The 18,775-nt window shown below is 51.2% G+C and carries 12 protein-coding genes; 6 read left to right on the top strand and 6 right to left on the bottom strand.

All coding sequences use genetic code 11. The features are described 5' to 3' along the window. Positions 1 to 468: 468 nt before the first annotated feature. Positions 469 to 5,070: a glutamate synthase large subunit gene (gene gltB / locus EV294_RS25500; RefSeq protein ID WP_132312035.1), complete on the bottom strand. Its 4,602-nt coding sequence runs from the start codon at positions 5,068 to 5,070 to the stop codon at positions 469 to 471. Positions 5,071 to 5,466: 396 nt separating this feature from the next. Between gltB and EV294_RS25495 the strand changes: the two genes are divergently transcribed. Next, positions 5,467 to 6,762 carry an SGNH/GDSL hydrolase family protein gene (locus tag EV294_RS25495; RefSeq protein ID WP_132312033.1) on the top strand — a complete coding sequence of 432 codons (1,296 nt, stop codon included), beginning with the start codon at positions 5,467 to 5,469 and terminating at the stop codon, positions 6,760 to 6,762. A gap of 55 nt (positions 6,763 to 6,817) precedes the next feature. Here EV294_RS25495 and EV294_RS25490 read toward each other — a convergent pair whose 3' ends face one another. Then, positions 6,818 to 7,204: a kinase-associated lipoprotein B gene (locus tag EV294_RS25490; RefSeq protein WP_132312031.1), complete on the bottom strand. Its 387-nt coding sequence runs from the start codon at positions 7,202 to 7,204 to the stop codon at positions 6,818 to 6,820. Between the two features lie 289 nt (positions 7,205 to 7,493). Here EV294_RS25490 and EV294_RS25485 point away from each other — a divergent pair, with 289 nt between their 5' ends. The 5 genes from EV294_RS25485 to EV294_RS25465 all read left to right on the top strand — a co-directional run bounded on the left by EV294_RS25485 (position 7,494) and on the right by EV294_RS25465 (position 13,781). Next, a complete protein-coding gene (locus EV294_RS25485) occupies positions 7,494 to 8,609 on the top strand; it encodes an MGDG synthase family glycosyltransferase (protein ID WP_132312029.1) in 1,116 nt (371 codons plus the stop codon). A 117-nt stretch (positions 8,610 to 8,726) separates the two neighbouring features. Next, complete coding sequence (locus EV294_RS25480; RefSeq protein WP_132312027.1) at positions 8,727 to 10,142, top strand: NAD-dependent malic enzyme; 1,416 nt, start codon at positions 8,727 to 8,729, stop codon at positions 10,140 to 10,142. A gap of 144 nt (positions 10,143 to 10,286) precedes the next feature. Continuing rightward, positions 10,287 to 11,483 (top strand): acyltransferase, encoded by a 1,197-nt coding sequence (locus EV294_RS25475; protein WP_132312025.1) that lies wholly within the window; start codon positions 10,287 to 10,289, stop codon positions 11,481 to 11,483. A 29-nt stretch (positions 11,484 to 11,512) separates the two neighbouring features. After that, on the top strand, positions 11,513 to 12,364 hold the full coding sequence (locus EV294_RS25470; protein ID WP_243711801.1) for a polysaccharide deacetylase family protein: 852 nt from the start codon (positions 11,513 to 11,515) through the stop codon (positions 12,362 to 12,364). Between the two features lie 232 nt (positions 12,365 to 12,596). Beyond that, positions 12,597 to 13,781, top strand: coding sequence for an acyltransferase (locus tag EV294_RS25465; protein WP_132312021.1), 1,185 nt, complete (start codon positions 12,597 to 12,599; stop codon positions 13,779 to 13,781). Positions 13,782 to 13,829: 48 nt separating this feature from the next. Here the strand turns inward: EV294_RS25465 and EV294_RS25460 are convergent, their stop codons facing one another. The 4 genes from EV294_RS25460 to EV294_RS25445 form a co-directional block, all read right to left on the bottom strand. Beyond that, positions 13,830 to 14,726, bottom strand: a complete 897-nt coding sequence (locus EV294_RS25460; RefSeq protein WP_132312019.1) for a cation diffusion facilitator family transporter — start codon at positions 14,724 to 14,726, stop codon at positions 13,830 to 13,832. Between the two features lie 121 nt (positions 14,727 to 14,847). Continuing rightward, complete coding sequence (locus EV294_RS25455) at positions 14,848 to 16,467, bottom strand: ABC-F family ATP-binding cassette domain-containing protein (protein WP_132312017.1); 1,620 nt, start codon at positions 16,465 to 16,467, stop codon at positions 14,848 to 14,850. 138 nt (positions 16,468 to 16,605) lie between these two features. Then, a complete protein-coding gene (locus EV294_RS25450) occupies positions 16,606 to 17,676 on the bottom strand; it encodes a Gfo/Idh/MocA family protein (protein ID WP_132312016.1) in 1,071 nt (356 codons plus the stop codon). Positions 17,677 to 17,834: 158 nt separating this feature from the next. Next, on the bottom strand, positions 17,835 to 18,752 hold the full coding sequence (locus tag EV294_RS25445) for an MBL fold metallo-hydrolase (RefSeq protein WP_132312153.1): 918 nt from the start codon (positions 18,750 to 18,752) through the stop codon (positions 17,835 to 17,837). Positions 18,753 to 18,775: the final 23 nt, after the last annotated feature.

Here is an 18,775-nt window from a genome sequence, read left to right as displayed (position 1 = left end):
AGTGGGCACGCGGTTCATAATAACCACCTCATCGTCTAGATTCAGTGTTATTATAATTCCTCATTTATTGTTTTACAATATATTTTAATCGTTTTGTCTCCTGGAGTTGGGCAAAGTATTTACCTTGCCCTTGCCCTTGCCCTTGCCCTTGCCCTTGCCCTTGCCCTTGCCCTTGCTCTTGCTCTTGCTCTTCGCCCTTCCCTGCCCCTCCCTTCAACAGGCGAGCGGCATTTTGCGCAGCCTGCTATTTTTGTTTTTTGTGATGTGGTTGGAGGGAATAGAGGGAATGTATCTCCTGGAGGAGCGGAGCGTTCGCCTTTGAAATCGTGGGATTACCTTAGCCTAATTGATTCAAAGCCCCACGATTTCAACAGCGGCCGTAAGGAGATACATTCCCGTCATTCCCGATCATCCCACACTCTCCAAATAACAAAAAACAGGCTGAGCAATTGCCCAGCCTGTTACCCATTATCCTCCGGTACGAGCCAGCTCTTTCATGCTTTCTTCGAAAGCAGCGAGAAGCGCCTTATCGTCCTTCAAGCCGGCATCCTCCGCTTTGCGGATATGCTCCAGCATTTTCTTGTAATCCTTCGGAATAACCTTTACGAATTTCGCGAGGCTTCCTTCCCAATCGTTCAGAACGCGCGAGCCAACTGCTGAGCCGGTGTACTCGACATGGCGCTCGATCAGGCCGCGAAGCTCGGCAACATCTTCTTCTGTCTCCAGACGCTCAAGGAGAACCATCTCGATATTGCAGTTGTTGAAGAAATCGCCTTTCTCATCGAACACGTACGCAACGCCGCCGGACATACCTGCCGCAAAGTTGCGGCCTGTGCCGCCAAGGACAACAACCCGTCCGCCGGTCATGTATTCACAGCCATGGTCGCCTACGCCCTCGACAACAACCTTCACGCCGGAGTTACGTACCGCAAAGCGTTCGCCTGCGATACCGCGGATATAGGCTTCGCCATCCGTTGCACCGTACAGCGCCGTGTTGCCGATAATAACGTTCTCTTCGGCTACGAACGTAGCTTTCGGAGACGGAGCTACGATAATTTTACCGCCGGAGAGACCTTTACCAACATAGTCGTTGGAGTCGCCTTCGAGCGAAAGCGTAATGCCTTTCGGTACGAACGCGCCAAAGCTTTGGCCCGCAGAACCAACGAAGTGGTACGAAATCGTATCTTCAGGCAAGCCCTTCGCGCCGTAACGGCGGGTTACTTCGCTGCCCAGAATAGTACCTACTACGCGGTTTGTGTTGCAGATCGGGAATGTGCCGCGAACGCGTTCGCCGTTTTCCAGAGCTGCTTGCGCACCCGGAACGAGCTCCTGCATGTCGAGCGACAGCTCGAGGCCATGATTTTGCTCTTGTACGTTATGACGCGCTGCGTCTTGCGGTACGTCCGGCGTATGCAGCAGAAGGCTAAGATCGATGCCTTTTGCTTTGTAATGGTCAACCAGGTTCTTCGATTCGAGAATGTCGACGCGGCCGACCATCTCTTGAATCGTGCGGAAGCCCAGTTCGGCCATAATTTCGCGAAGCTCCTGCGCAATGAAGGTTAGGTAGTTCACGACATGGCTAGGATCGCCCATAAACTTCGCGCGAAGCTCAGGGTTTTGCGTTGCAACGCCAACCGGGCAAGTATCCAGCTGACATACGCGCATCATGACGCAGCCCAGTACAACAAGAGGTGCAGTCGAGAAGCCGTATTCTTCGGCGCCGAGAAGGATGGCAATCGCAACGTCGCGGCCGTTCATCATTTTACCGTCCGTTTCGATTACGACGCGGTCGCGCAGGTTATTCAGCATCAGCGTTTGATGCGTCTCCGCAAGACCAAGCTCCCATGGCAGACCCGCATGGCGGATCGAGTTCATTGGAGATGCGCCTGTACCGCCGTCATAACCGCTAACCATGATCACGTCGGCACGGGCTTTCGCAACGCCTGCTGCGATCGTGCCTACGCCAACCTCGGATACGAGCTTCACGTTGATGCGTGCGCGAGGGTTAGCGTTCTTCAGGTCATGAATCAGCTCGGCAAGGTCCTCGATCGAATAAATATCATGATGCGGCGGCGGCGAGATGAGACCTACGCCAGGAGTGGAACCGCGAACTTCCGCAACCCAAGGATAAACCTTGCGTCCCGGAAGCTGGCCGCCTTCACCCGGTTTCGCGCCTTGCGCCATCTTGATTTGAATTTCGTCGGCATTCACCAAGTAGTTGCTCGTTACGCCGAAACGGCCCGATGCGACCTGCTTGATCGCGCTGCGGCGGGAATCGCCGTTCGCATCAGGGATAAAGCGTGCAGGATCTTCGCCGCCCTCGCCGGTATTGGATTTGCCGCCAATGCGGTTCATCGCGATTGCGAGGCTCTCATGCGCTTCTTTACTGATGGAACCAAACGACATTGCGCCTGTTTTGAAACGTTTGAAGATCGATTCAATCGGTTCAACCTCATCGATAGGTACCGATTGACGTCCTTCCTTGAACTTGAGCAGCGAGCGGAGCATCATATGCTTCTTGTCTTCGCCCTGAACCATGTTCGAGAACTTCTTGTACAGGTTATAGTCGTTCTTACGGGATGCCATTTGCAGCGTGTGAATCGTTTGCGGGCTGAACAAATGGTCTTCGCCGTCTTTACGCCATTGGTAATCGCCGCCGGAGTCAAGTTCTTTCTCCCCGCCCTCTTGGTCGGCGTAAGCTTTGTTATGAGGCTTCAGTGCTTCTTGAGCAATGATATCGAGACCGATACCGCCAATACGCGACGGTGTCCATGTGAAGTATTCGTTAATCAGCTCTTCCTGCAGGCCAAGCGCTTCGAAAATCTGCGCGCCGCGATAGGACTGAATCGTAGAAATACCCATTTTGGACAGTACTTTTACTACGCCTTTAGTTGCCGCTTTAATGAAGTTCTTAACGGCCTTCTCATGCTTGATGTTGCTCAGCATGCCTTGGCGGATCATATCGTCCAGCGTCTCGAACGCGAGATAAGGGTTTACCGCATTGACGCCATAGCCGAGCAGGAGTGCAAAATGATGCACTTCGCGCGGATCGCCGGATTCAAGCAGAATCGCTACCTTTGTTCTCGTACCTTGACGGATCAGGTGATGGTGCAGGGCCGCTACGGCAAGCAGCGACGGAATTGCAGCGTTGTCTTTATCAATACCGCGGTCAGACAAAATAAGAATATTATGGCCTTTATCAATAACGCGGTCTGCTGCTTCGCACATCAGCTTAAGCGCTGCGCGCAGGCCTTTTTCGCCTTCGGCAGCCGGGAAGAAGATCGGAAGCGTAATCGACTTGAAGCCTGGACGGCGTACGTGGCGAAGCTTCGCGAACTCTTCATTGGACAGGATCGGCGTATCCAGCTTGATATGACGAGCGCTTTCCGGTTCAGGCTTCAGCAGGTTGCGCTCAGGCCCGATTGTGGTGCTTACCGATGTAACGATCTCTTCGCGGATCGCGTCAATCGGCGGGTTCGTCACTTGCGCGAACAGCTGCTTGAAGTAGTTGAACAAGCGCTGAGGACGCTCGGACAATACGGCAAGCGGCGCATCGTAACCCATGGAAGCGATCGGCTCTTGGCCGCTGCTCGCCATTGGCTCGAGCACCTTGCGAACATCTTCGAACGTATAGCCGAATGCCTGCTGGCGCTGCTGCACGGTAGCGTGATCCAGTTCAGGAAGCTCCGGCGCGTCAGGCAATGCTTCGAGATCGACGAGATGCTCGTCGAGCCATTCGCGGTAAGGCTGTTCAGCCGCGATTTGCGCTTTTACTTCCTCGTCGGAAATAATGCGGCCTTCTTTCGTATCCACAACGAGCATGCGGCCTGGACGCAGACGGTCTTTGTACGCGATCTCTTCCGGAGCGATTTCGACAGTGCCGGCTTCGGAACCGAGGATGATATGATCGTCTTTCGTTACATAATAACGGGCTGGACGCAGGCCGTTACGGTCGAGGTAAGCGCAGATTTGCGTACCGTTCGTAATCGCCATTGCGGCAGGTCCGTCCCACGGCTCCATCAGAGTCGCGTGGTATTCGTAGAATGCTTTCTTCTTGTCGTCCATGCTCTCATGGTTCGACCAAGGCTCCGGTACCATCATCATCGCAACATGCGGCAGGGAACGGCCGGACAAATGCAGGAATTCAAGCGCGTTGTCGAACATCGCCGTATCGGAACCGTCCGGGCTGATGATCGGTTTTACCTTCTCCATGTCTTCGCCGAATAGTTCGGTTTCGAACAAGGTCTGACGGGCATGCATCCAGTTGATGTTGCCGCGCAGCGTATTGATCTCGCCGTTGTGGATCAGATAATGGAAAGGATGAGCGCGCTCCCAGCTCGGGAAGGTATTCGTACTGAAACGGGAGTGAACAAGCGCCATAGCCGACACGACAGCTTCGTCGTTCAGCTCCTGGTAGAACGAGCGTACCTGCTCGGTAGTCAACATCCCTTTGTAGACGATCTTCTTGCTCGAAAGGCTGGTGAAATAGAACATTTCCCCGCCTTCTTTGCCACCGAAACGGATTGCGATCTCGGCGCGCTTGCGGATAACGTACAGCTTACGCTCAAAGGACAATTCGTCCTGAATGCCAGGATTCTTCGCGATAAACACTTGGCGAACGAACGGCTTCACCGACAGAGCGGATTGGCCAAGCTTCGAATCGTTCGTAGGAACCGTACGCCAGCCGATCAGCGATTGGCCCTCTTCGCGGATGATGCTCTCCAGTTCGCGCTCGAACGAGCTGCGGATCGCTTCATCGTGGGGCATAAACAGCAGGCCGACGGCATATTCTCCTTCTTGCGGAAGGTCAATCTCAAGCTTTTTCAATTCACGTGCGAAGAAATCATGCGGGATTTGAATCAGGATGCCTGCTCCGTCCCCCGTATTTGGTTCGCTGCCTTGACCGCCGCGATGCTCCATGTTCTCGAGCAATGTCAGCGCCTGACGAATGACAGTATGCGATTTTCTTCCTTTGATGTTTGCTACAAATCCCATGCCGCATGCGTCTTTTTCATAGCGCGGATCGTATAGACCTTGTTTCGGCGGTAATCCAAAAATTTTCTCTTTCATCGTGTGCAACCTTTCTATCAGAAGATTTTTGGGCAAGCATAGCTCAATAACGGTATCGAACGGCAGCAATCGAGGCGCACCGGCCTGTTGCTTGCCGTTCTTGCGAGCTTAAACGTGATGGCTTTATGGCATCTTATCCGCGGACACAAACTTTTCCGAAGCTTTTAAAGGAAATCGTTCGTATCTGGTCGAAAATGATTAGCTGCATGAAGCTTTCGTTTAAGATTGACCATGTTCCGGGCCGTGTTCCGCCATTGCGGTTATTATATTATTTTAACATCAGGCCAAAAGGGAATCAATTTAATATTTTTATGAATGTGATAAAACTTTACTTTACAGCACATTGTTCGTGTTCTTATACTATGCCTAACATTTTATCAAAAGGAGGATGAACATTTGTATAGCAAATCAAGGAAAATCCAATCTATTATGGCGCTGTTGGCTTTCGCGATCTTGGCCGCATCGGCCTGGGGAGGGTCGCCGGCTAGGGCTGAATCGGGGGTGCCGGAGCCTTATCGGATCGTTGCTCTCGGCGATTCCTTAACTGCGGGTTACGAGCATGGGTATACCGAAAAATCCGTTCCCTACGGGTATGTGGAGCAAGTGTACGAGCAGTCGCTGTTCCATGGACTCCGCGCGGAATACGTCAATTACGGGATTCTCGGACTAAAGGCCGAAGGTTTGAACCGCTTGCTCCAGGCTGTTTCCGACGGCCGTACCGTGAAGGCGGACGACATTCAGAAGGAGCTGCAGGATCCCCGCAAGGAGACCCTTGCAGGGCAAACCGCCCAAATGGCTAAATCCATACGTTCCGCCAGCCTGATCATCCTAACGATCGGAGGAAACGATCTGCTGCCGGTGATGGCCAAGCTGGATTCCGGAGCAGCCGACGACGAAATTTCCGCTTACATCCAAACGATATTGGATCAATACGAAAAAGATCTCGAAGCTTCAATCCGAACGATTGCCGCCCTGAACCCCAAAACGCAAATCGTCATGTCGGATCAATATTTGCCGGTTCCCGCGCCTTTGCAATTCGGATCGACGACCATTGAGCTGTATCCCGAAGCAAAGCGAAAGCTTTTGCTCGACGGTGTAACGAAGCTCCGCGGCAAGCTAGATCTGGTAAGCACCCGTCTTGCTGCCGACGGCATCAAGCTTCAGGTAGCGGACGTCAGCAGCTTGTTTGTCGGCCATGAGCTGGAATACACCTCCATCGCTCAAGGCGACATTCACCCGAACCATCAAGGTTACGCGGCAATCGGACGCGCTTTCGCTACCGCGATTTGGGGCGATTACAGGGCCGTCCGCCCGCGCCAGGCCAATGTTGAAATGTCCGTTGTCGTTGACGGCAAGGAGCTTCCCGCCTCGGCAGCCCCGCCCGTCCTTCGCAGCAATCGCAGCTTTGTCGCCATGAGGGATATAACGGATGCTTTAGGCGCAAAGCTGAGCTGGAATAACGCGGCTCAGAGCGCGACGGTTTCTTATAACAATCACGCGGTTGCCTTTACGATCGGTTCCGCATACGCAACGATCGACGGCAAGAAGGTCAAGCTGACAACGCCTCCCGCATTTTTGCTGAAATCCGGAAAGGAATCGAAAACTTACCTTCCGCTCGCCGCGCTGTCCGAAGCGCTTGGCCTCCAGGTCACATACCGAGGCACCCTGCAAACCGCCTTTATAAACAAATAAATCAACAAGACGGCAAGCTGACATTCTCCCACTATAGTAGAAGAAATTATTCTAGTTACTTATATTCCTTCCGTAATTCCTTCAAAATTTCCAGCCCGCGCGCGGACCAACGCATCAGACGGTCCAGCGCGGCGATCTGGGCTGCAACCGCCTCCTGCAGGGAGGCGCTGTAGTCCGGCACTTCCCCTTCAAACGGCTTCAAATCGCGAAGCAGCACATTCGTTTTTTCCGTATAGCTCAATGCCCTGCGCTCATGAAACATCGCCACGTCCGGATTATAAGGATGATGCAGGTCTCCCTGCTCCGGATGCTTCGATACTGCCAGCACCTTGAAGACCGCGCGCGGCCCGTTTACTTCGACAATCTCGCCAATATATTGCCCGGATCTGACATCCGCCTTGGCCAGCGCTCCCGGAACGACAAAATCTCGATTTTCTTGCATATGTATGATTCCTCCCAAAAAATTGATTAGCCTATTTTGCACATTCGAATGCTCGCTACTTATTTCCAATGTGCTATAATACCGCTTAGTACATTGATCGGCTTTTTCTTCATCCGACAGAAATTCACCATATCATATAAGAATGTTTTCTTGCAAAGCAACCCGCGATTTCCCGTTTGCGGCGGAGAGAGCCCTAGGGTAGGACTATCTCCCTGCAACTTCAATAGCAGGATGACTTGTTTTAAATCGAGCAGAGTCGTAATATGGAACTAGAAAAGTAGGTGACATTATGCGTAAGAAAAGAGTGCTCCTGCTCTCCGAAGGATTCGGATCAGGGCACACGCAAGCCGCGCATGCCTTGGCAGCAGGCCTGCGCCAGCTCAACCCGGATATACAGACCCGCGTGATGGAGCTGGGCAATTTTCTTAATCCCGTGCTAGGACCTTTAATTATTTCCGCCTATCGCAAAACGGTGAGCAGACAGCCCAAGATGGTTGGCCTGATGTACCGCAGCAATTATAAAAAATCGCTAAACCGATTCATGCAGCTTGCGCTCCACCGTATGTTCTATACCCATACTTCGCAGGTTATCGCCCAACTTAAGCCGGATCTCGTTATTTGTACTCATCCTGTTCCGAATGCGGTTGTCAGCCGCCTGAAGCGGCTTGGGCTGGACATAAAGCTATGCACCGTCATTACCGATTACGATGCGCACGGTTCATGGGTGAACCAGGAAGTGAACAAGTTCCTTGTCTCCTCTTCCCTGGTGAAGGACAAGCTCATTAAACACAGCGTGCCGGAGAGCCGGATTGCCGTAACCGGCATTCCCGTCCATCCTCATTTCTGGAAAACCTACGACAAGGCCCAGATCAGAGAACAGTTTGGGCTTAAGGCGCTTCCTACCGTCCTTATTATGGGCGGCGGCTGGGGTCTTATGTATGAAGACAGCCTGCTGGAATATATGACGGAGTGGCGCGAACGCGTTCAATTTATTTTTTGCGTAGGCAATAACGACAAGGTGAAAGAGAAAATGCTTTCGAATCCCAGGTTCAGGCATGACAACATCCGGATTATCGGATTCACCAAAGAAGTCAGCAAACTGATGGATGTGGCGGATGTTCTCGTAACCAAGCCCGGCGGGATGACCTGCACGGAGGGGATGAGCAAAGGCATTCCGATGCTGTTCTACGAGCCGATTCCCGGGCAGGAAGAGCAGAACTGCGAATATTTCATCAAACACGGCTTCGGCGAAATGCTGGAGACGACCGAAACGGTTGACAAATGGATGGCCGTCATTCAGCAGCCCGAAGCTTCGGCAAGCTACCGCCAGACCCTGATCAATAAAAGAAACGAAGAATATAATCCGCTTACTTGTCCTAAAGCCGTCTTGCAGCTGTTGCAATGACGGCTTTTTGCTTGCACAAATCCTCCCCCGCTCGAATAGTACAAACCTTTTCCGGTTATTGTTATTATAGAGAAGGATACGTGAATCGCAGTCGAATAGCAAAGGGAGCGGATTAGGATGAAGGAACGGAGCATGGACGGAAAAACAATCATTCTGCGTCTCGAGATCGATACCCAGCAGGCGTATTTCGGCAAAGCCGTCTCCGCCATCGAAGCGGCAGGCGGGGATATTGTAGCCATTGACGTCATTCAAACCGACAAGCAGATCAGCATACGGGACTTGACGGTCAAGATTGCGGAAGCCGGTGCTGCCGAACGGCTGCAAGCCGCTCTTCAGAGCGTGCCGGGCATTCGCCTCCGGCATGTATCCGACCGCACTTTTCTTTTGCATCTTGGCGGAAAAATAACGATACAGCCCAAAACCCCCATCCAAAACCGGGATGATTTATCCCGCGTGTATACGCCGGATGTCGCGAGGGTCTGCCAAGCCATTGAAGCCGATCCCAAGAAGGCATTCACTCTCACCATCAAACGCAATACGGTTGCCGTCGTTTCCGACGGGAGCGCGGTGCTTGGCCTTGGCAATATCGGCCCTTATGCGGCCATGCCCGTTATGGAAGGCAAAGCCATGCTGTTCAAGCAGTTTGCGGACGTGGACGCCTTCCCGATCTGCCTCGACACCCAGGATACCGAGCAGATTATCGCGTCGATCAAGCATCTTGCCCCGGCCTTCGGCGGCATTAACCTGGAGGATATATCCGCGCCTCGCTGCTTCGAGATTGAACGCAGGCTGCGGGAAGAGCTTGATATCCCGGTTTTCCATGACGATCAGCACGGGACGGCCGTCGTCCTGTACGCGGGGCTTTTGAACGCCCTTAAGCTGACGAAACGCAAAATCGAAGATACGCGGTTTGTCGTTTGCGGAATCGGAGCCGCCGGAACGGCATGCACGAAAATGCTGCTGGCCGGCGGAGCCAAGCATATTGTAGGGGTTGACCGCGAAGGGATTCTGACGGCAGACAAAACCTACAGCCATCCGATGTGGCAATGGTACGCGGAGAATACCAACGAGGCGAGAATCAGCGGAGGTCTAACAGAAGCGCTCGCTAATGCCGATGTATTTATAGGGGTATCCGCCGGCGGCATTTTGACCCGGGAGCATATTCAATCGATGGCTCCCGAGCCTATCGTGTTCGCCATGGCCAATCCCGAACCCGAGATCCGGCCCGAGCTGGCCGAAGATATCGTAGCTGTCATGGCCACGGGAAGAAGCGACTATCCGAATCAGATTAACAACGTCCTCTGCTTTCCCGGCATTTTCCGGGGGGCGCTGGACAGCCGTGCCGTCACGATCAACGAGCAGATGAAGCTTGCCGCAGCCGAAGCGATCGCCTCGGTCATCAACGAGGATGAGCTGAGCAGGTTCTATATTATTCCAAGCGTCTTTAATGCAAGAGTGGTTGAAGAGGTCCGCAAAAGAGTGATTCAAGCTGCGCAGGACAGCGGAGCAGCCCGCAGAAGACCAAGAGAATAAAACAAGGAATATAACAATATTTGTCTTAATCTCAACTGGGAGATTAAGACAAATTGTTGTATATGCCCTTTCGTTTATACTATAATGACTAGGTTACTAGGTTACTAGGTTAATAGCTTAAACCTTAGGAAGGATGTATAACGAATGGCTACGGCTTCACCAACCTTGCAGAAAAGGGACAATATTCCCCAGCTGCTACTCGTACGGGCAATGGCTATCATAGGCGTCCTGTCCGTCCATTCCACTTCGTTCGCCACCGTGACCATGGTGGATTCGAACTATTTTTTTCTTTATAACTTTTTCAATATTTTCATGAAAATCGGAACAACAACCTTTATTTTCCTAAGCAGCTTTGTCCTCTTCTATAATTACTATACCCGCCCTTTGGACAAGCAGCTGCTCGGAAGCTTCTATAAGAAACGGCTGTTGTACATTATTATTCCGTATTTGGTCTTCTCTTTGTTTTATTTTGCGGTATTGCATTTCCTTTATTATCAGGACCGATCCCTGTCAACGGAAATCGATAATTTTATCGATAAAATACTTACCGGCAAGGCTTATACGCATTTATATTTCGTGTATATAAACATACAGTTCTATCTGATGTTTCCGTTGTTCCTGTGGCTGATGAAAAAATATCCGCGCACGATCAAATGGGCCATTCCCGCGGGGATCGCCATTCAATGGGCCTTTTTTATTATCAACAAGCACGTGCTTCCTGCTCCAGGCGTTCCTAACCGCGGCAGCTGGTCGTTCTCGTATTTCTCGTACTACCTGCTTGGCGCCGCTCTAGGAATCTATTATCCGAAAATCAAAGAATGGATTATTATTGCCAGGAACCATGCCACAAACGCCCGCATCGCAACATGGATTGCTCTTTGGGTGCTGTGGTTCGCGGCAGGCTTGGCCCACGTGTATTTGTATTACGAGACCAGGCTTCACCTGAAATCGTTCAACACTACATTGTTCGATCTGGTGTGGAATATTCATGGGGTGCTAACGGCACTTGTTTTATTGCAAATAGCGTTTGTTATGTCCAAGAAGCTGCCGAAGGTCCTAACCAAGGTCATCTCAAGACTTGGCGCTTTATCGTTTGGCGTATACCTGATTCATCCATTCTTCCTGCTTCTGTACCGGGAATACCCGCTTCATACGGGTACGGCATGGCTGCTTCATCTTTGGTATCTCGGCGGCTTCGCGCTTGCCCTGATCGCATCCTGGATCGTCGTTGGTTTCTTCGCCCGTTATGTGCCATTTAACTGGATCGCTTTCGGCAATCTGCCAAAGCCCAATAAACGGCCTTCTAAGCCGGTTATGCCGGAAAGACAGCTGGACGCGTAATACATCCTTAGGAGGAATAAGTTGTGAGAATGAAAGTGATTGCTGCACTCCTCGTCATCGCCATTGCGATCACTTGGCCGGTGTCCCAATACCAGCTTGAGGCTTCCGCCAACAAACCTTTGCATTACAAGAACAAGGTTATCGTCCTTATGTATCATCATATTGATGCGAAAGAAAGCGGAGCAACGATTTCGCCGAGCCGTTTCGGGACTCATATGAAGCTTCTGAAGGAAAACGGCTATCATGTAATCAGCATAGAGCAGTTCGAGGATTTCATGCAGCACAAAGCGAAAGTGCCGGATAACGCCGTTGTTATTACCTTTGACGACGGGTACGAAAGCTTTGACCAATATGCGGTTCCCATTTTGAAAAAGTACAATTTTCCGGCCACGCACTTCGTCATTGGCTCAAGCAGCGACAATCAAAACGTACACACGAAGCACTTGACCTGGGACACGATGCGCAAGCTAAAAGGCGAAGGCTTCAGCTTCTACAGCCATACGTACAATCAGCATGACTATGCTCCGCTTGATAAGAACGGAAAGAAAAAAGGCCCTATGCTGAGCAATCCGATTTACCTCCGTGACAAGGGCCGCGTAGAGACGAAGAAGGAATACATGGCGCGCATTGAAGCGGATGCCCAGCTGATGGAAAAACGGCTGAAGGAAGAGCTGAACAATACGCGTCAGATGCTTGCCTTCCCTTACGGCGCTTTCAGCCCGACGGCGAAGCAGCTTGAGAAAAATGCAGGCGTCACTTTATTCTTCACCGTGCATCCCGGCATTAACAGACCGGGATCGGACGAGGCGTTCCGCCTGAACGCCGGAACGCCGGCACTCTCGGGCAACAAATTCCTCGCGATGTTGAAGAAATACGGATAATCTCTTAAGAAACAGAGCTGTAAAACTTAAAGCCCTTGGTCCTCCAATCGGAAGGACCAAGGGCTTTTAATCTTTCATGAAGGCTTAATTCGAGAAGAAATCCCTTTTAATACTTAAAATCCACTTAAGTTTTAGTTAAGTTTTTAAGATTAAAATAAGTTGTCCGCTTAAACTTTCCTATACTATACTGGCTAGGTCGACAGCATGCCATTATGAAAGGATACATGTTCACATGTCACTAGACCTTCAGAAAAGAGACCCTATTCCCGAACTGTCGCTTGTAAGGGCGATGGCTATTATCGGTGTCCTGTCCGTCCACTCCACTTCGTTTGCCACTGTCGAAATGGTGAATTCGAATTACTTTTTCCTGTATAATTTTTTCAATATTTTCATGAAGATTGGTACAACCACCTTTATATTTGTCAGCAGCTTCGTTCTCTTTTATAACTATTATTCTAGGCCGCTGGACAAGCAATTGCTGGCGAGCTTTTATAAAAAGCGGCTGCTGTACATTATTATTCCGTATTTGGTCTTCTCCTTGTTTTACTTTACGATATCTCATTACCTATATTATTCGGACCGCTCTCTATCGACAGAAATTCATCTTTTTATCGATAAAATCCTTACCGGAAAGGCTTATACGCATCTGTATTTCGTGTTTATCAATATTCAATTTTATCTGATGTTCCCCTTTTTCTTATGGCTGATGAAAAAATATTCCAGAACGGTCATATGGGCGGTTCCGGCAGGTTTTGTCCTCCAATGGGGATTCATCCTGCTCAACAAATACGGCTTGGAGACGCCGGTGGCGAATCGCGGCAGCTGGTCCTTTTCCTACTTTTCGTATTATTTGCTTGGCGCTGCCCTAGGAATCTATTATCCAAAGCTTAAAGCATGGATTATCATCGCAAGGAATCATGCCACTGCAGTCCGGATCGTTACCTGGACCGTCCTGTGGACATGCTGGATCGCTGCCGGCTTAACGCATGCGTATCTGTATTATGAGACTAGGCTTAACCGGGCTGCGTATAATACTACGTTGTTCGATTTTGTATGGAACGTTCACGGTATACTGACAACCATTGTTTTATTGCAATTGGCATTTATTCTATCCAGTAAACTGCCGAAGGTTTTAAGCGGACTGATCGCAAGACTTGGTGTTTTATCGTTTGGCGTTTACCTGATTCATCCGTTTTTCCTGCTGATCTACCGACAGCATCCGCTTGATACGGGTACAGCCTGGCTGCTTCATCTGTGGTATCTAGGCGGCTTCTTTATCGCTCTGGTTGCATCCTGGATCGTTGTTGGCTTCTTCGCCCGTTATGTGCCGTTTAACTGGATCGCCTTCGGTAACCTTCCCAAGAAGCAGAATCGCCCGTTACAACCGGTTCAACCGGAGAGTCGGCTAGAGTCATAATGCATTCAAACCCAAATAACCTTAGCCCCTTTGGCTAAGGTTATTTGACTAATGCAGAGGCCCGGAACCGGGATAGGGCTCCTCATGCGGCTCCACATGCACATGGACGCTCATGATATTATGTTTGCCTTCCATCCGCCGCTCGATCTCATCGCTGATCCCATGACTCTCAATAAGCGTCAAACCGGGATCAACCTGCACGATCACGTCGATGAGCACATTGCTCCCGTGTACGCGGGCCTTAATGTCCTTAATGGATTTGACGCCCTTCGTCCCCTCTATCGTGGAGCGCAGCGTCATCAGCTCCTTGGCGTCAAAGCCATCCGTCAGCGCATGGGTCGAGCTGTAGAAAATATCCCAGGCGGTTTTGCATATAATGGCGCCAACCGCAAGCGCGGCCACCGGATCCAGCCAAGGCAGGCCGAACTGGGCGCCGATAATCCCGACTGCCGCGCCGATACTGACAAGCGTGTCGGACAAATTATCTTTTGCGGCCGCATGCAAAGCCTGATTATTGATTCGGCTTGCCAGCCTGCGGTTATAGAGGTATACGGCACCCATACAGGCTGCCGCAAACAAAGCAACCCATGCCGAAGTCAGCGAAGGCACGGTCTCCTGACCGGAGAATAGAGAACGTACCGTGTTGATAATGACCTGCAAGCCTACCGTTGCCATGATAAACGACGCAATAAGAGCGGCGATCGTCTCCGCCCGGAAATGCCCGTAAGGATGATCCTTGTCGGGCGGCTTTTGGGAGATGCGAAGGCCAATCAATACGGCAACCGAAGCGATAATATCCGTCAGGTTATTAAAACCGTCCGCAACAAGCGCTCCGGAGGCAAACCAATAACCGGCGCCCAGCTTGATGGCCGACAGCCCGATATAAGCCCCGATACTCACCAAGGCTCCCTTCTCGCCCTGCTTGATCTCTTCATACTGATTCATTGCGGTAAACAGGCCTCATTTCATAGGGTCTAAAGAAACAGTGTTTACCCTATGCGCGCTTTTATGCATACACGAAAAAAAAGAGCCGTACAGGAAAGACTGTACAGCTCTCTCTATGCGATTATACCGCGTACATACGCTCGCGGAGAGCTTTAATCTCCTCGCTCTCAAGGTACTCGTCGTAAGTCATCATTCTGTCGATCAAGCCGTTAGGCGTAATCTCCATAATCCGGTTCGCAATGGTTTGCACAAACTGATGGTCATGCGAAGTAAACAGGACCGTGCAATCCGTTTCCGTCAGACCGTTGTTAAGCGCCGTAATGGACTCCAGGTCCAAGTGGTTAGTCGGCTCGTCGAGGATAAACACGTTTGCGCCGCTCAGCATGATTTTGGAAAGCATGCAGCGAACTTTCTCGCCACCGGACAAAACGGATGCTTTCTTCATCGCATCATCGCCGGAGAAGAGCATACGGCCCAGGAAGCCGCGGATAAACGTTTCGTCCGGATCCTTCGAATATTGACGAAGCCATTCGACGAGGTTCAGCTCAACGCCATCGAAGTAAGGAGAATTGTCTTTCGGGAAATAACCTTGGGTTGTTGTAACGCCCCATTGATACGAACCGGAATCCGGCTCCAGCTCTCCCATCAGCAGTTGGAACAGCACCGTCTTCGGAAGGCCGTTAGGTCCAACGAAAGCGATTTTGTCGCCTTTGTTCACGGCAATCGTCAAGTTATCAATTACCTTCTCGCCGTCGATTGTCTTCGTCAGACCTTCAACAAGCAGCAAAGATTTGCCCGCTTCGCGTTCGCCTTTGAACTGGATGAACGGATACTTGCGGTTCGACGGACGAATGTCGTCAAGCGTAATTTTATCGAGCAATTTTTTACGGGAAGTCGCTTGCTTGGACTTCGATTTATTCGCGCTAAAGCGTTGGACAAACGCTTGGAGCTCTTTAATCTTGTCTTCTTTCTTCTTGTTCTCGCTGCGTTGAAGCGCGAGAGCCAGCTGAGAAGACTCGTACCAGAAGTCGTAGTTGCCCACGTACATTTGGATTTTGCCAAAGTCGATGTCCGCAATATGCGTACATACGGTGTTCAGGAAGTGACGGTCATGGCTGACTACCACAACGGTGCCTTCATAGCCGGACAGAAAATCCTCCAGCCAACGGATCGATTCGATGTCCAAATGGTTGGTAGGCTCATCGAGGAGCAGGATGTTCGGCTCGCCGAACAACGCCTGCGCAAGCAAGACGCGAACTTTCTCGTTGCCGCCCAGCTCCGACATTTTCTTATCATGAAGATCTGGAGTGATGCCAAGACCGTTCAGCATCTCAGCTGCTTGCGATTCCGCTTCCCAGCCGTTCATGTCGGCGAATTCGGCTTCCAGCTCGCCTGCGCGCATGCCGTCTTCGTCGGTGAAGTCCGCTTTCGCGTAAAGGGCGTCCTTCTCCTTCATGACGTCATACAGCTTCTTGTGACCCATAATAACCGTTTCGAGGACGTTGAACTCATCGTATTCGAAATGGTTCTGCTTGAGTACCGCAAGGCGCTCGCCAGGGGTAATGTGAACTTCGCCGCTGGACTGTTCAACCTCGCCGGACAAAATTTTCAGAAACGTCGATTTACCGGCGCCGTTCGCGCCAATCAAGCCATAGCAGTTGCCAGGCGTAAATTTAATATTTACATCTTCGAATAGTGGCTTCTTCCCGAAGCGAAGCGTTATGCCGCTTGTACTAATCATTGTATTTAATCCCGTCCTTCTCTTCCAAACTCAATTTATCTCGAACCATTATACCACAGTCTGAACGTTCAATTACACCTTGTGGCAAAAGATAAACAAAAAAGACTGCCACTTTCGGCAGCCTTTTTAATGCTACTATTAATCCCAGTTCAGCTTCACTTCGTTGCCGGTGCGGGACGATTCGTAAATCGCGTCCAAAATGCGGCTGTTGGTGTAGCCCGACAGCGCGGAGGAAATCGGCTCCTTGCCTTCGTTGATGCATTCCACGAAATGCTTGCTCAGCAAGACGCGGTCTTCCTCGCCCTCAAGCGGCTCGATGTTCGACTCGACAACCTCGTCGCCTGCATGGGTTACGAATTTCCCGTCATTGCCAATAAGCGCCGCGCCGCCTTCCTTGCCCATAAGGTGAACGAAAGGATCTTGGCTCAAGCCAGCCGCATGTGCCGCCCAGCTCACTTCTAGCGAAAGTGTTGCGCCGTTGTCCAGCTTGATAAGCGCGGATGCAAGGTCTTCAACGTCATAATAACCTTCCCAGTTTGGCGTTCCCCAGGTACCGATACCGCGGCGTTCCGGACCAAACTCGGCATAAGTGGAGCCGTATACGGATACCGGCTTGGGATTGCCCATCAGATAAAGGGCCAGATCAAGCATATGAACGCCGATATCGATAAGCGGTCCGCCGCCCGCCATATCCTTGCGGGTAAACCAGGAACCCCAGCCCGGGATTCCTTTTTTGCGGAACCATCCCGTCTTCACATTATATATGCGGCCTAAATCGCCATTTTCTATACGGGCTTTAATCGCACGGTTAATGCCGGTCCAGCGCATTTGCTGCGCCATCATGAGCACTTTGCCCGAAGCTTTCTGCGCTTCATAAATGGTACGGGCCGCCTCGGCATCAATCGCCATCGGTTTTTCCAGCAAGACATGCTTGCCCTGCTTTAAAGCTTCAATGGCGAGCGGTGCATGAAACTGGTTCGGAACGCCTATAACCACGGCATCGATTTCCGGATCCTCCAGCAGGGCCTGCGGGTTCTCGTGAACCGTTCTTACGCCAAACTCCTCCGCTCTTTGCGCGGCAAGCGGCAAATAAGCATCGGTAATCGCGGCAACGTAGACCGATTCCGCTCCAACCTTCGCGAATGTTTCCAAGTGGACCTTGCCGATAGCCCCTGCTCCAATTATGCCAAGACGAATAGGCTGACTCATGTTCTCTAGTTTCCTCCTAAAATGAATTATCACCATAATGGCGATATTCTGGCCATTTCTGCTGATTCATGCTGCGAAGGCATGGGCCATAATCGATTGCAACAATATATCCATAAGTATAGCTCTCCTGCCCCGGAGAGTCACTGTGCTTATTTGGCTTACTCTTGTTCTCGTTTGTTATTTTCGCGGCTTGGGCAGCGCCAAGTTTCGCCATGAAGGAGAATTCGGACGCGTTCTTTATCCAGCCCAATTCGTTCCCGCTCGTTAGCAAGCCGGTCCAGAGCCTCGCGAGGCGTGTCGTCGGCAAGCTTGAACGCCCCGTAATGCATCGGCACAAACCATTTCGCACCCGTATCCCCGAACGCTTGCAGCGCTTCTTCCGGCGTCACATGCTGAGGTCCCATGAACCATTCCGGCTCGTAAGCGCCTATCGGCATTAAAGCGACGTCGATATCGAAACGGCTGCCTATCTCCTTGAAACCGGAAAAATAACCGCTGTCACCCGCGAAATAGATCGTTGGATCCAAGGAATCCTTCCGAATCGGCTCCATAACCCAACCGCCCCAATGGGAGCTGTTCATATCCCACAGATTGCGGCGGGTCCAATGCTGCGAGGGAACAAACGTAACGCGGATGCCGTCCATAACAACCGACTCCCACCAATGCAGCTCCCTTACATTCGTAAATCCCTTCAGCCTGAGCTTCGTTCGGAGCCCTGCGGGTACCAGCAGCAGCTTGTTGCCCTGAAGACGCCGGAGCGATTGGATATGAAGATGATCGTAATGGGAATGAGAGATAAGGATGATATCAACCGGTGGTACGTCTTCAATCGGCAGCCCCGGCGGTGCCAATCTTCTCTGAAAAGCCATCTGCCCGGCCCATACCGGATCGGTGATGATATTTTTTCCGGCAAGCTGAATAAAGAAAGTGGAATGCCCAACCCATGTCAAAGCTGGCTTTGCCCGATTCTCATGCAAAAATGGAAGGTCAGGCTCAACGCTCGGAACGGAATAGGAATAATCCTTCGTTTTTATTTTACGGAGACGCTCCTGGCGCCATCGTTGTAGATGCTTCATGGAATTTTGCAGCTGTACCGGCT

This window comes from Paenibacillus sp. BK033 (assembly GCF_004345425.1).
Lineage (GTDB): Bacteria > Bacillota > Bacilli > Paenibacillales > Paenibacillaceae > Pristimantibacillus.
The sequence above is the reverse complement of the archived record's forward strand: the minus strand, read 5'-3'. Positions and strand labels throughout refer to the sequence as shown.